Origin of the sequence: Eubacterium album, assembly GCF_025336545.1 — a bacterium.
Classification (GTDB): domain Bacteria; phylum Bacillota; class Clostridia; order Lachnospirales; family Lachnospiraceae; genus Eubacterium_U; species Eubacterium_U album.
The window spans coordinates 139,862-155,311 of the sequence record NZ_JAODBU010000007.1 but is presented as its reverse complement, the minus strand read 5'-3'; the positions used below and the strand labels follow the sequence as shown (position 1 = coordinate 155,311).

13 protein-coding genes and 1 pseudogene are annotated in these 15,450 nt (G+C 32.5%); all 14 read right to left on the bottom strand.

What is annotated here, in order from left to right:
- Nucleotides 1–79 precede the first annotated feature (79 nt).
- On the bottom strand, nt 80–919 hold the full coding sequence (locus N5B56_RS08295; protein ID WP_147586455.1) for a 3-hydroxyacyl-CoA dehydrogenase family protein: 840 nt from the start codon (nt 917–919) through the stop codon (nt 80–82).
- Between the two features lie 58 nt (nt 920–977).
- Nucleotides 978–1,769: an enoyl-CoA hydratase-related protein gene (locus tag N5B56_RS08290; RefSeq protein WP_022087876.1), complete on the bottom strand. Its 792-nt coding sequence runs from the start codon at nt 1,767–1,769 to the stop codon at nt 978–980.
- 270 nt (nt 1,770–2,039) lie between these two features.
- Nucleotides 2,040–3,224 (bottom strand): acetyl-CoA C-acetyltransferase, encoded by a 1,185-nt coding sequence (locus N5B56_RS08285; protein WP_022087875.1) that lies wholly within the window; start codon nt 3,222–3,224, stop codon nt 2,040–2,042.
- A gap of 309 nt (nt 3,225–3,533) precedes the next feature.
- Nucleotides 3,534–6,062, bottom strand: a complete 2,529-nt coding sequence (locus N5B56_RS08280) for a transglutaminase-like domain-containing protein (RefSeq protein ID WP_260978718.1) — start codon at nt 6,060–6,062, stop codon at nt 3,534–3,536.
- A 129-nt stretch (nt 6,063–6,191) separates the two neighbouring features.
- The gene (locus tag N5B56_RS08275) at nt 6,192–7,286 is read right to left on the bottom strand and encodes a DUF58 domain-containing protein (protein ID WP_117909629.1); all 1,095 of its coding nucleotides are present in this window, start codon (nt 7,284–7,286) and stop codon (nt 6,192–6,194) included.
- Nucleotides 7,287–7,296: 10 nt separating this feature from the next.
- The gene (locus N5B56_RS08270; protein ID WP_260978717.1) at nt 7,297–8,244 is read right to left on the bottom strand and encodes an AAA family ATPase; all 948 of its coding nucleotides are present in this window, start codon (nt 8,242–8,244) and stop codon (nt 7,297–7,299) included.
- Nucleotides 8,245–8,294: 50 nt separating this feature from the next.
- Nucleotides 8,295–8,864: a chromate transporter gene (locus tag N5B56_RS08265; RefSeq protein WP_260978716.1), complete on the bottom strand. Its 570-nt coding sequence runs from the start codon at nt 8,862–8,864 to the stop codon at nt 8,295–8,297.
- Entirely contained in the window at nt 8,861–9,415 is a 555-nt protein-coding gene (locus tag N5B56_RS08260) for a chromate transporter (protein WP_022087870.1), read from the bottom strand. The genes N5B56_RS08265 and N5B56_RS08260 overlap by 4 nt, the downstream gene beginning before the upstream one ends.
- A gap of 237 nt (nt 9,416–9,652) precedes the next feature.
- Nucleotides 9,653–10,687: pseudogene (locus N5B56_RS08255) on the bottom strand (branched-chain amino acid aminotransferase); the annotation flags it as partial.
- Between the two features lie 447 nt (nt 10,688–11,134).
- Complete coding sequence (locus N5B56_RS08250; protein WP_022087868.1) at nt 11,135–11,929, bottom strand: alpha/beta hydrolase; 795 nt, start codon at nt 11,927–11,929, stop codon at nt 11,135–11,137.
- Nucleotides 11,930–12,038: 109 nt separating this feature from the next.
- A complete protein-coding gene (locus N5B56_RS08245) occupies nt 12,039–12,260 on the bottom strand; it encodes a phosphopantetheine-binding protein (RefSeq protein WP_022087867.1) in 222 nt (73 codons plus the stop codon).
- A 56-nt stretch (nt 12,261–12,316) separates the two neighbouring features.
- The gene (locus tag N5B56_RS08240; RefSeq protein ID WP_118565454.1) at nt 12,317–13,804 is read right to left on the bottom strand and encodes a class I adenylate-forming enzyme family protein; all 1,488 of its coding nucleotides are present in this window, start codon (nt 13,802–13,804) and stop codon (nt 12,317–12,319) included.
- A 28-nt stretch (nt 13,805–13,832) separates the two neighbouring features.
- Complete coding sequence (locus N5B56_RS08235) at nt 13,833–14,591, bottom strand: ABC transporter ATP-binding protein (RefSeq protein ID WP_117909641.1); 759 nt, start codon at nt 14,589–14,591, stop codon at nt 13,833–13,835.
- A complete protein-coding gene (locus tag N5B56_RS08230) occupies nt 14,591–15,376 on the bottom strand; it encodes an ABC transporter permease (RefSeq protein WP_243053242.1) in 786 nt (261 codons plus the stop codon). The genes N5B56_RS08235 and N5B56_RS08230 overlap by 1 nt, the downstream gene beginning before the upstream one ends.
- Nucleotides 15,377–15,450 lie beyond the last annotated feature (74 nt).

Here is a 15,450-nt window from a genome sequence, read left to right as displayed (position 1 = left end):
CATGTAAATTAAATAAATATATAAGGGGATACCACTAATCATCGACTAGTGGCACTCCCTAACTCTCATGTATATTGTATTATTTGCTGTAATCGTAGAAACCAACGCCAGTCTTTCTTCCAAGCTTTCCTGCACGTACCATCTTTCTAAGAAGTGTATGTGGACGATACTTTGGATCACCTGTTTCAGCCTGAAGTACTTCCATAATAGCAAGTACAATATCAAGACCTACTAAATCACCTAATGCTAATGGTCCCATTGGATGAGAAGCACCAAGCTTCATGGCTGTATCGATATCTTCTACTGAAGCGATTCCGTCAGCATAGATTCCGATTGCTTCGTTAATCATTGGGATTAAGATTCTGTTAACAACAAATCCTGGAGCTTCAGCAACTTCTACTGGAGTCTTTCCGATTTCTGTAGCGATTGTCTTAATCTGTTCAACTAATTCCTTAGGTGTGTTTCCACCAGCAATAACTTCAACTAACTTCATTCTGTCAGCTGGGTTGAAGAAATGCATACCAATCATAGGTCTGTCAAGTCCAGCACCGATTTCTGTGATTGATAATGATGATGTATTTGTAGCAAAAATACATTCAGGTTTTACGATGCTCTGTAATTCCTTAAATGTTTCTTTCTTAATTGACATTACTTCTGGAGCAACTTCGATTACTAAATCGCATTCTGTACAGATGTCTTTTAATCCTGTCTGGATTTTTCCTAAAATTTCAGCACCTTTTTCTGCTGTGATTTTTTCTTTACCAACAAGGAAGTTGATGTTCTTTTCAATTCTTGCCTTTCCTCCATCAGCAAATTCCTGCTTGATGTCACAAAGACGTACTTCATATCCGTCTGTCATTGCAAATGCCTGTGCAATTCCTGCACCCATTGTTCCTGCACCAATAACTCCTACTATCATTGTTTTTCCTCCTAAATGAAAATATAAATATTATCTGAATATAAATTCAGCATTCCGCTTATTTATTTGCAAATGGTACTACCTTTAATTTCTTTTCTTTATCTTTTTCAAGGAAGTTACCCATTCCTGCCTTCTGGTCTTCTGTTTCGAAGCAGCTACCGAATAATTTTTCTTCGATTACGATTGCATCATCCATACCTACTTCAAGTCCTTCGTTAATTGCCTTCTTGCAAGCTCTGACAGCAATTGGAGCGTTCATAGCGATTCCATTAGCCATCTTCTTAGCTGCATCCATTAATTCTTCTACTGGATATACTGCATTAACAAGACCAATTCTTAAAGCTTCAGCAGCCTTAATGTTTCTTGCTGTATAAATCATCTGTTTAGCCATTCCCGGTCCAACAATTCTTGCAAGTCTCTGTGTTCCACCAAATCCAGGTGTAATTCCAAGACCTACTTCAGGCTGTCCAAAAATTGCATTTTCAGAACAGATTCTAATATCACAGCTCATAGAAATTTCGCATCCACCACCTAATGCAAATCCATTAACAGCAGCGATTACAGGGATTTCTAATGTTTCAATCTTTCTAAATACATCATTTCCCTTTTTACCAAAAGCTTCACCTTCTGCTTTTGTAAGTGTTGACATTTCTCCTATATCTGCACCTGCAACGAATGATTTTTCGCCTGCACCTGTGATAATTAATGCTCTTGTTGTATTAATATCAATTGCATCAATTGTTTCTTCTAATTCAGTAAGTACCTGGCTATTTAAAGCATTAAGTGCCTTTGGACGGTTGATTGTAAGAACACCTACAAATCCTTCCTGTTCATATGTGATAAATTCCATATTTATTCTCCTTAATATAAAAGTCAAAGCAAATAGCATTCTACGCTTTGGGCTATAAAAGTAAAATATTTGTTATATTGAGCCATCTCAAAAAAACAATTTACACTTCAAACAGGTAAGCCCCATCACCGTTATTTCAATATGTGAAAGAGCTCACCTGATTGCTTAAGACGAAATGCATATGTAAAAATTATTAACTTATTCTCTAACAGATTAAAAAGTTATTAACTTCAATTAACAATCCATCATCTGCATTTCATTTATTTTTTATTAGTCACGTTCAACGATTGTAGTACATCCCATACCACCACCGATACATAATGTAGCAAGACCCTTCTTAGCGTCTCTCTTCTGCATCTCGTGAAGTAATGTAACAAGGATACGGCAACCTGAAGCTCCAACAGGATGTCCAAGTGCGATTGCACCACCGTTTACGTTTACTTTGCTCATGTCGAATTTTAAGTCTCTTGCAACTGCTACAGACTGTGCTGCGAAAGCTTCGTTAGCTTCGATTAAGTCCATATCATCGATTGTCATATTAACTTTTGCTAATGCTTTCTTTGTAGAAGCAACAGGTCCAACACCCATGATTGATGGATCAACACCACCAAGTGCTCCTGTTACGAATGTAGCCATTGGTGTAACACCTAATTCTTTAGCTTTTTCTTCGCTCATAACTACAACTGCTGCTGCACCATCATTAATTCCTGATGCATTACCTGCTGTAACTACTCCATCAGGCTTACCTGAGCAGCATCTTAACTTGCTAAGAGTTTCAACTGTTGTTCCAGCTCTTGGTCCTTCATCTGTATCAACGATGATTGTCTGTTTTCTTGTTTTAACTTCAACAGGAACGATTTCATCTTTGAATTTTCCTTCAGCCATAGCCTTTTCACATTTCTGCTGTGAGTTAGCTGAGAATTCATCTAATTCTTCTCTTGTAAGTCCCCACTGATCAGCTACGTTTTCAGCTGTAATCATCATATGGTAATTGTTAAATGCATCTGTTAAAGCATCATTAACCATTGTATCAACAACTGTTCCGTTGTTCATTCTGTAACCAAATCTAGCCTGTGGTAAAGCATATGGTGCCATTGACATGTTTTCCATGCCACCTGCAACTACGATATCAGCATCTCCTGCCTGAATCATCTGTGCTGCCATATTTACACAGTTAAGACCTGAACCACAAACAACGTTAACTGTTACAGCTGGTGTTTCAATTGGAAGTCCTGCCTTAAGTGCTGCCTGACGTGCAACGTTCTGTCCAAGGCCTGCCTGGATAACACATCCCATATATACGTGATCAACCTGATCAGCTGGAACGCCTGCTCTGTTAAGAGCTTCCTTAATAACGATAGAACCTAAAACAGGTGCTGGAGTTGTGCTTAAAGCTCCACCCATTTTACCAATAGCTGTACGGCATGCGCCTGCAATAACTACTTTCTTTGACATGATAAATATCCTCCATATAAAATAATTTAATTACGCGTCGCTTTTGTAATATATATTCTAAGTAATCCCTTACGACACACTCTTGTTCAATGATAACATAGGCCAATATATCTTGCAATAAACCGCATTTAAAATATATGTAAAATTTGTGTGAATACCATTAATTCACGCAGTTATCCCTATGTCCACTGAGATTGTTATAATTTTAACAAATTATATTTTCTTTGTCTAGTGAAATATAAAAAATTAGGTGAAAAATATCGAATTTTTAAATAATTAAAGGAAAAACATTTCTATAGTTTATAAAATTTACATTCCTTTAATTCTAAGCCAAATTAGTTTACCATATCTATTATCTTTTTTCATTTTCTTAATTAATTTATTTCTAAAATTAATATAAATAAAATATGCTTTTTTCTCATCTTCACTTTCTATCTTTTTATCAGAAAATTTTTCTTCCAAAGCCTTTTTGTATAACCAGTTCCACTCTTCTTTATTCACAATATCCAACTCATTCATTATATATTCAAATTCATCATATTCAATTGTCTGTTTATTCAAATTATTCTTCTTGTTTATATTTGATTCTTCTCTGTTTCCTTTATTTAAACTTCTAGCCTTCACATTTATTGGATTTGCACCACTTAATGTTTTTCTTTTTAAATTATTTTTGCCTGCGCACATTCTTCTTCCAACGCAATAAAGATAAGTATACGCTTCAACAGCAGACATATTTCTGCATTTTCGTAATTTTTTCTTCTTTAATGCATTAAATTCGACAAATAAAATCACGACTGCAATTATAACTAGCAACATAATGCCAACCATCACTTTTCTATTTTCGTTTATGTTTGTATTATCACTATTTTTAGTGTCACTCTCATTTGAATTTTCTAAATCAGTATTTTTATTTTCATTGCTTTGTGTCTCATTAGCCTGTGTCTGTGAAGTTGTTGCTTCTACAATTTTATTAGTTAAATTTTCAGTCTCTTTTTCTTCCGGGCTATTAACAGATTCAGCTTCAGTTAAGGATGTGTCAGCTATTGTATAATCTTTAACAACCCACCCGATATATGAATTCAACACTTCTGTCCATGCATGCGCCATCTTATCTGTTACAACTGCCGTATAATGTCCATTTTTATCTCTTTCAAATGCACTCGATGGGATTGCGAATCCTTCCACATATCTTGCTGGGATTCCACACATTCTATACATTAATGTTGCAGTTGTAGCAAAATGAACACAAAATCCTTTTCTGCTCTCTGTCAAAAAATACTCTGATACATCCTGCCCTGACGGAGTCTTTCCCGGCATTAAAGTATATTTAAATCCATTTGAAAATAATTTATCAATATTACTTGATACATCATCTATATTGTCAGAATATATCTTACTTTTATATTCTCTTATTTTACTCAATTTGTCCGGAATCTGCTCATCTACAATTTTCGCCACTTTGTTTTCATAAATTTTCCAGTCTTCAAAATCACTACCATAATCCATCTCATCTAATGCCATAGCATCTTCCATTGGAAAATAATTATATTTCTGATATGTTTTTGAATTCTCTCCACTTATAAAATTTAGATTTCCATGTCCATTCACCGTATCATCATCTGTGACTTTTGCATAATATGGTACAAATGCAATATTCTTACATTCTGCAAAAACATCTAATGTTGCAATTTGTAATGCTGCCGGCACTCTTGAATGATTTATTCTATTGTAAGTTTCCCCATATATTCTTTTTCGGTTCTCAGCTTCTTTCATCAATCTATAGCCACTAGAATCTTTTTCTAAATCAGATAAACTAAACTCACTCCATTTATTGTTTTTATAAGTTTCACCCACAAAATTTTTAATATAAAACGTTCCATCAGGCATTTGAGTTAATGTTACTTTAATCATTTTTGTTCCTGTAATTGTACGTTCACTACTATTATTCAAATTACCATTTAAAACTATTTTATCATTTCTAAACGGTCCTCCAAAAAACGATAATATCTGTGTAGGTAATTCTTTAAGTTGAAAATTTTGAATACTGGATTTTACCTCAATATATTTAAGTTCATTTATTTTTTTATTTTCCTTAATATATGGTCTCATTCCAAAAGCCAAACACATAAGAACAGTTAAAACTATCCCTCCGGCAACTATGCTCCCAATTGCATTTCCATGTTTTTTCAAAACAAAATATAATCTATATACCATTACTCCGCCAATTATAAATAAGCAGTTTTCAGTTGATGGGAATGCTCCAACAGTACATGTTAATGCAATAGGAATTACCATAAATAAAGTAACCACGAAAAATCCTTTTTCCTTTTTTGTAATTAAGACAAATGTAATCGAAATCACAAAAATCACTAATGTTACAATAACCCAAAATTCCCAGTTATCATTTACATTAGTTATTTCTTTTAATGACAAATATTTATTAATTCCTATTTTATTTAAATTTGAATACTCAAGGATATAATTTGAATTTAAAATATTATTATATTTTTTATAAATAGAATAATAGGCTTCAGAAATAGGCGAAATACCTCTTATAAGATGAGCACATGCAACTTCAGGATTTTCGAAAGTCCATGTAACTAAAGTTACACAACTCATTCCCCCAATTATAAGTATCCATTTGTAAATATATTTAAAACAATATACAAATATATACGCAATAATTAATGTTATTGATACAGTTAATATCAATCTTTTTATATTTGCATTTATTTTAAATTCGTAAAAAATTGTATTAAATAAAGTCACAATTAAAAAAACTAAAATACAGATTTTAACACCAACATCTAGTATGCTTTTTTTATTCCAACCCTTCAATGCATTTTTCTCCATAATTTTATATAAGCCTTTCAACGAAATTTGCTAATTTTAAAATTAGTAATAAACTATTTTACTATTTTATTTTAAAACATAATTCAGACAATTTTATTAATATAAATTTGTTTTTTATACTTCAAAATATAATTTTTTCCATTGTATTTTATTCTTGTTTTTCGTTATTCTAAGTTCACTATCATTAATTTTTATAATTCCATTAGATTTCATTTCTATGACAGTGCTATAGTTTTCTTTTTCTAATTTATCATTTAATGCATAACTATTTTCTTCCTGCAGTTTGTGTACATCTGTAATCAATATTTCGTTTAGCATTTGGTATAAATTTTCCAATGATGTTATCTTAAAATTAACTGTTTTCAATCTTTGTCCGTCATACCATGAAACCACATTGTTGCATTTTTCCTGAAGCAGTGAAAATGAAATATCGGTTGCAATTTCTATTGATTCAATTATGCTTTTTTTATCTTTGCTATTGCCACAGAAATCAACCCATATCAACACTGCACACCCTTCAGGTTTTCCCCTTTCTTTAACAAGAAGCTTGTCATTTTTTGCTGATAGTTTCCAATGTATATCATGTATTGAGTCCTGTTCTCTATATTCTCTTATCTGATAAGTTTCTAACGGGTCATCTCCTGATTCATATGTAGAATAATAGTCCGCCTCAGTTATAAATTTTCTTGTACTTTGTTTTACCTCTACATTTACAAGTTTTAATTCCGGATATATTAATATATTTTCTTTCTCTTCGACTTTTTTCTTTAAAGAAAAAATGCCAAACCAATCTAGTACTTCATAACTGTCAAATGAGATAATTACGCTTCCGAACTGGTTAAACTCAACGTCATAATATATTTCATTCTTATTTTTTCCATTTGTTTTCCCACGTAATTTTATCTTTTTACTTTTTCCCGTAAATCTGTTTTTGACAGCTATGTTTAGCACAATATTTACCGAAGGAATAAATGCTTTACTGCTTGTTTCAAATAATATTGAACATTTTTCATTTTTTTCTACAACAGGCTGCAAATTTTTCATTTGTACATTTACAAATAATTTGCACAAATTTATATAAATAACAGAAACCGGTAAATACACTATCTCCATAACAAGCATCATTCCTACTATCTCATCATCGTATAAGAAAAATAATATTATCGTAAGTAGAATCAAAATAATATACTCTATTAATCTTTTTATCATAGCGTCCTCTCTACTTATTTCTAACAATTGGTGCTTTAACCTGTGCCACTATTTTCTTTGTAATGCTTTCTTTTTTTACATTTCCTACTTTTGCTTTTGTGCTTAATGTAATTCGATGTAATGCAACCGGCTCAAATGCATTGCTTACATCCTGAGGAATAACATAATTTCTTTTGTCCATCCATGCTAATGCCCTGCTCATACCTGCAAGTGCAACTGTTCCTCTTGGACTTAAGCCTGCTTTAAGTAATTCATCTTCTCTCGTTGCTTTTGCAAGCCTTGCAATATAATCAAATACTAAATCATGTATATAAATATCATTTATTTCATTTTGCATTGCAATAATATCTTCTACAGTACAAACCTGTCTTACATTTTCTATTGGATTTCCTTTTTGTCTTCTTTTTAAAATTTCTACTTCCTCATCAACTGACGGATACCCCATGTGAATGCAAATCATAAATCTGTCTAATTGGGAATCCGGCAACGGTTGTGTACCCGCTGAGCCTTCCGGATTTTCTGTTGCAATTACAACAAATGGTTTCCCCGGACTTCTTGTAACACCATCTACTGTTATCTGTTTTTCTTCCATTACCTCTAATAACGCTGCCTGTGTTTTCGGTGATGTTCTATTTATTTCATCCGCCAAAAATAAATTACACATCAAAGCTCCTGACTGATATTTAAATAATTTTGTTTCGTTATCATAAATTGAAAAACCTACCAAATCTGACGGCATAATATCCGTAGTAAACTGTATTCTTTTCTTTGATATTCCCATTGCTTTTGCAAATGATAAAGCTATTGTTGTTTTTCCTACTCCAGGCATATCTTCTATCAAAATATGTCCACCGGCTAAAATTGCCGCAAATATATTATCTATTGCATCATCTTTGCCAACAACCGCCTGTTTTACCTGATTTAAAATTTCGCTTGCTTTGTCGTATAAATTTTCCATAAAACCCTCCTAATTTTTTATTTTAAGATTTAAACAATTAATTTGCAGTTCTACATTATTATGCTTTCTGCAAATTTTAATATAATGCCCAACAAGGCTCCAATACATATAATGATTACCGGATTTTTCTTTTTTATCGCCATAACTGCTGACGTAATAACTATTATTAATGATATAAGATTATCCGATGTTAATATTTTTGAAACTGAGTTTCCAACGGTAAATACATTTCCTGCAACAGATAAAACCGCTGCTCCGACAAGTCCTACGACTGCCGGTTTTATTCCGTTCATCACTGCAACAACGACTTTATTATCTTTAAATTTTTTATAAGCTCCTGCGACAAGAATAATAACTATGAATGATGGTAATGCTACTGCAAATGTACTGCAGATTGCTCCTGGTATTCCTGCGACCTCATATCCAACATAAGTTGACATATTAATTGCAAGCGGTCCTGGTGTAGTTTCGCTGATTGCAATAAAATCTACCATTTGCTTTGTGTCCATCCATTTGTTGCTAAGTACAAGTTCCTGTATCATGGGAATCATTGCATATCCGCCACCAAAGGTAAAAAGACCAATTTTGAAAAAGTTAATAAATAAATTTAAATATATCATTTATCTTCCCCTTTCCATGGTTTTGAATACACTATTCCTAATATTGCTGCTATTATAAGTACCATTATTGCATTAGCATTAAAAAATGCAACCAACAACAATGCCAGTCCCATTATTATATAAGCAAATACACTTTTATTGCATCCACGATAAACAACTCCTATCGCTTTTACAACTAATACTAAAACCGCAGCTCTTATTCCAACAAAAGCGTATTTTACAAGCATCATATCACTTATTTGTCTCATACACATAGCTATAATTGTTATTGCACAAAATGATGGAACAATCACTCCTAATGTAGCCATTATTGCTCCCGGCACTCCTGCGATTTTACTTCCTACAAATGTAGCAAGATTCACCATTATCGGTCCCGGAGTTGCTTCTGAAATTGCAACCATATCTGTCATTTCTTCTTCTGTAATCCACTTTTTCTGTTGAACCATGGAACGTTCAATCATAGGTAACATCGCATATCCACCACCAAAAGTAAACGCTCCAATTTTCATAAATGTTTTAAATATAGCAATACATTTGTCTTTATTTTGCATAATTTTCTATCTTCTCAGGTTACAACCTGTCACTCCTATTCTTTCGTAATTTAATTTTTATCAAAACTTCAAATTCTTACTATTGTATTCATACTTTGCTGTTGCAACTTAAGTATATAATTAATCAAATTAATTATCAAGAAATAAAGTGGTCATTTAAAATCAAAAATGCAGCTGCAAACACTCGTCCACAACTGCATCTTTTAACTTGTATATTATTTTTTAGATTATATACTTTTATTTAATTTCGTATAACCATCCTTCAGGAGCTTCAATTCTTCCCATCTGAATTCCTGTTAATGTATCGTACAATTTCTTAGTAATAGGTCCCATTTCTTCCATTCCACTTGGGAAACAGATTTCCTTACCATGGTCATTAATCTTTCCTACAGGTGAGATTACTGCTGCTGTACCACAAAGACCACATTCTGCAAAATCTTTTACTTCATCAAAATATACTTCTCTTTCTTCAACTTTAAGCCCTAAATAATGTTCTGCAACATACATTAATGAACGTCTTGTGATTGAAGGAAGAATACTGTTTGACTTAGGAGTAACTACTGTGTTGTCTTTTGTAACAAATATAAAGTTAGCTCCACCTGTTTCTTCAACCTTTGTTCTTGTTGCTGCATCTAAGTACATATTTTCGTCAAATCCTTCTGCATGGGCTGTAACGATTGCATGTAAACTCATAGCATAATTAAGTCCGGCTTTGATATGACCTGTACCATGAGGTGCTGCTCTGTCAAAATCACTTACTTTGATTGTGATAGGCTTTGCGCCACCTTTGAAGTATGGTCCAACAGGTGTTGTAAATACTCTGAACTGATATTCTTCAGCCGGTTTTACACCAATAACTGATGAGCTTCCAAACATATAAGGTCTGATATACAATGTAGCACCTGAACCATATGGTGGTACATAATCTAAATTAGCCTTTACTGTTTCTTCAATTGCTTTTACAAATCTATCCTGAGGGAAGACCGGCATTTCAAGTCTCTTTGCTGAGTCTTCCATTCTCTTTGCATTTAAATCAGGTCTGAATATTACTACACGATCATCTTCTGTTGTGTAAGCTTTCATTCCTTCAAAACATGTCTGTGCATACTGTAATACACCAGCACATTCACTGATAACAACTGTTGCATCATCAGTTAACTGACCATCATCCCATTTACCATCTTTAAAATTTGAGACAAATCTCTTTTCTGTCTGAACATAACCAAAACCTAAATTTGACCAATCAATATTCTTCTTGTCCATATTTTTTTCCTCCGATTTATCTGTGTAATACTATCAGTAAGGATTGGTGCCCTGCAAAAGGCAAGTTATCTCTGATTGCTATTGCACTTTATTTAGTCTCGTATATACTTTACTCGACCCATAAGATAAATTTTACTCACAAATTATTTCAATGTCAACATTTGAATACTCATAAGACTAAATTTATTTTTATAATTTTGTCAAAAGCCCTTTAACTCTATGTTTGTTCTAAAACATCCTTGATTTTATTTAATATTTTATTTTGATTTTTCTGTATAGATATATTGATTATATTTAATATTACTGCATGACTAATTTCTGCAATACAATTATACAAATTATAATTCCTTTACGAGACACAAATTTAATTCATCGTCATTACAGCAATTTTCATTTAGTCCCAATACCTTTTTTCTGTATATGTCATTTTCCTAATTTCAATTTTTTTCATTATTTTTATACACCTTTACCCACAAAACTATTTTCACCTTCACCACCGGTAACATACATAAGAGCCTTATCTATTTCCCTAGACCACAATTGCCAATTATGTTCGCCGTGAGATAAATTGTAATAACATTTTACATGTAATTCTTTTAAATAATTAACAAATTCAGTGTTAATCTGTCTAAGTTCTTCTTCCCTGCCACATGAAATGTAAAAGAAAGGTAATTTTTTGCCTTTCTTTAATTTCTCTTCAATTACATATTTGTAATTTTCACTAAAATTACCCGGAACTGATTTTTCCTTAAAGACCTTATCAAACATTTGTAATTTGTAATAACCAAATTTTCCTTTATTAAGTTCATTGACTGATTTTTCATATAGGCATGCCGAAGATAAACCTATTACGGTGCCAAATGTATCACAATATTTTGCACCGTTTCTTATTGCACCATATCCTCCCATTGAGAATCCTGCAATAATGGTGTGTTCCCTGTCCATTGGAAGACTGAATTGCTTTCTCATTCTCTCAAGAAGTTCTGTGCCTACAAATTTTCCATAATTTCCAAATGCTACTCCATGATCTATGTAAAAACTGTTTCCGCAGCTTGGAATTATAAATGCTACTTTATATCTATCAGCCATTCCCTGCACATCCATATTACTAACACAATTATTAGCATCACTTAACACTCCATGCAAAAAAATCATTACATATTCAGGCTTATTATTACAAGGCATAACTAGTTTGACTGTTGTGGGATGCATTAGTGATTGAGACATAAAATTATAATCAATAATTGCCATCTTTTTTCCTCTTTATATTAAACAAGCCAAGTTCAATTATTTTTATTTTTCATAAAAATAATTCGCTTGGCTCTTTTTGTTTTCCTTTTTCCTATTTTGTTATTTTAAATTACTGTAAACGCTTAATCATTTCAACTAAAGTATCTACATTCTGGAAGTTTTCTTCTGTCTTTTCTTCCATTGTGATTTCGATATCAAACTTATCTTCAAGTTCAGCAATTAATGCGATGATATCCATAGAGTCAAGATCTTCTGCAATATTTAGGTCTTCATCTTCAGCGTCAATTGCTGGATTAATCATTGCTAAAATTTCAATAACTTCATCTCTCATTTCATCTTCCTCCTCATGGCAATTTTTTATATACATATATATCTATCACATATTTGTTACTTATTCAATTCTTTTAATTTTTTTCTTATAATTTTTCCATTAAAAGTTCTTGGTATTTCATCTATAACTTCAAAAACCTTTGGTACTTTAAACGCTTCAAGCTTATTTAGCATAAATTTTGCAATTTCTTTCTGATCAAATTCGCATCCTTCATTCATTACGACAAAAAGTTTTGGTGCTTCACCTGTAATTTCATCTTTAATAGGAATACATGCGCAATCTTTGATTTTTTCATGCGTTACAACAACTTCTTCTATTTCCGTAGGAGCAATCTTTAGTCCACCCATGTTAATAACATCTCCTTTTCTGCCAAGAAGATATACGAGTCCATCATCTCCAACATATCCTAAATCATTTGTATAAATATTTCCATTCTCCAATGCCTCTTTTGTAATTTCAGGTTCTTTGTAATATCCACGCATATTCATGTCACCTTTAAATGCCATGTATCCCGGATTTTTAAATGATGCTTCAATCTCGTTTCTATTTTCATCCACAAAGAAAATTGTAGTATTAACTGTAGTTCTTCCGATACAGTTTTTCTTATCAGCATATTTATTAAATTCAAGGATTACTGTACACCCTGATTCTGTAGCACCATATGTGTTGTAAAGTCTTACAGTAGGAAACATCTTAGTTAATAATTCCTTATCTGCTTCTGACAATGGTGCTGAACCCATTTGAATATAATTAAACTGACTGTCATATGTTGCAAATCTATCTTTTGCAAATTTTAAAACCATATCTAATATTGCAGGAACAAATGTAATAGCTGTAATTTTATAATTATCAAGCAGCTTAAAGAAATCTTCCACAAATACAAAACCATCTGTCAAAATGGCTGTACTTCCATTGTACATTGCTCCATAAAATCTTCTAATTGCTAAAGAATGATTAATCGGAGTTGAAAGCAATTCCACCTCATCTTTGCCCATTTCAACGCTGTCTATAACATTTTGTGCAATAGCAATATCTGTCTTAAATGTAACTTCTATTCCTTTTGATTTTCCTGTTGTACCTGTTGTAAATAAAATCTCGGCCAACTGATTCGACTTAGGCATTTCAAATGTTTCTATTGGGCTTGTCTTATCCGTCACAATTTTAAGCAATTCTTTTAAGCTTATATTTTTCACATTTTCATTATTCACAGGTTTTTCTGCCACATAAACATCTGCCTCAACAAACTTCATAATTTCAAGAATTCTATCATCTTTTACTGCTTTTTCAAGAGGAAGATATGCAGCTCCTGCTAACTGTATTCCAAGTGCTGCCACAAGATATTCCACCTTCTGAACTCCTCTTATTACGACGATGGAATCCTTTCTTACTCCACTATTTTTCAAATATGTCGCTGCCCTTTGAATCATATCCCAAAATTCGCTGTAGGTTGCTGATTTTTTCTTATCCCCGGCACATAATTTATCAGGAGTTTCTTTCGCATGTATCTTTATTGCTTCTAAAATTGATGCTACTTCATTATTCATTATTGCTTTCTCCTCATATTGATTCTGATCATTTTTCTTTATTTTCCTCTGTTAATGCATTATTCAAATGCTCCCACAATTCTCCGTATCCTTCGCTTGCAGGTGTTACAGGTTTAGAAATCGGATTATCCATTTTTTCCTTAATTGTTCCATTTTTAGACATAACCATAATTTTGTTTCCAAGAGAAATTGCCTCCTGAATATTATGTGTGATAAAAATTACAGTCATTTTTTCCTTTTCTTTAATATGAAGTAATTCCGACTGCATTTTATTTCTTGTCATGGCATCTAAGCTTGCAAATGGTTCATCCATTAATATAATCTTAGAACCTAACGCAAGTCCTTTTGCAATTGCTACACGCTGTTTCATACCACCACTTAACTGGTGTGGATAATAGTCTTTATACTGTAACAAATTAACTTTATCTAAATACTTTTCAGCTCTCTTTTTTCTTTCTTCCTTATCCTTCATTCCACCTACTTTAAGTGGGTATGTTATATTTCCTAAAACTGTTTTCCACGGAAATAACTGATTAAAATCCTGAAAAACCATAATTCTGTCAGGTCCCGGTTTTGTAACTTTTTCTCCGCTAACTTCAATCGTTCCTTCGTATCCTTCAAATCCCGCTATGCATCTAATCATTGTTGATTTTCCGCATCCTGACGGTCCTAATATACATAAGAAATCCTCTTCATTTAAATCTAAATCAATTCCTTTTAAAATTACATTTTGTGAATTATCGTACTGTTTTACCAAATTTCTGATTTTTAAAATATTCTTATCCATTATCTTGACATCCCCCATTTCTTAAATGTGTGATTCTCAATAGTTCTAAATACTCCGTATTCAACAACTAAACCAATTAAAATGATAACTAAAATTGTTGCAAATACTCCGGCAATATCCATATTTGTTCTTCTATCTGTAATGTAGTAACCAATTCCTTTTGAACCGCCACTTCCAAAAAGCATTTCTGCACTTATTAAACCTCTCCATGCTCTTGCCCATCCCATTTTTATACCCGAGAAAATCCTCGAAAGAGCTGCCGGCAAAAATACACCAAATACTAATCTTACAGGACTAAGTCCAATGTTTTCTCCTACTTCCAAATATAATTTAGGAACTGCATTAAAGCCATCTATAATACTTCTTGACATCGGCCATACAACTGAATGAATTACGATAAATATAATTGATGCATCTCCAATTCCTAACCAAAGAATTGCAATTGGTGTCAACGCAATACCCGGAATCAGGTCAAACATTGATACAATCATATTGTAAATAGCATAAAATGTATCACTTACAACTGCTAAACTTGAAAAAATAAGTGCCAATATTACACCTATTAAAAGACCTTTTAACATAAGCTGCATTGAATGTGCAACCATGGCTCCAAACCCATTTACCGTAAACGCATTCATAAATGCTTTACCCACACTTCTAAGTTCAGGGAATAAAAGTGTCTTACCACTTGGTTCAATCACGTTATAGTAATACAATTCCCACACTGTAAAAACTGCAACTATAAATACTAACTGTGCAATTAATCTCTTTGTATTTTTCTTCACTGTTTTTCCTGTTCCTTTCTACTTTCTTATGCTTTTATCCATATACGGTTTTCCCATTTATTCACACAAAAATA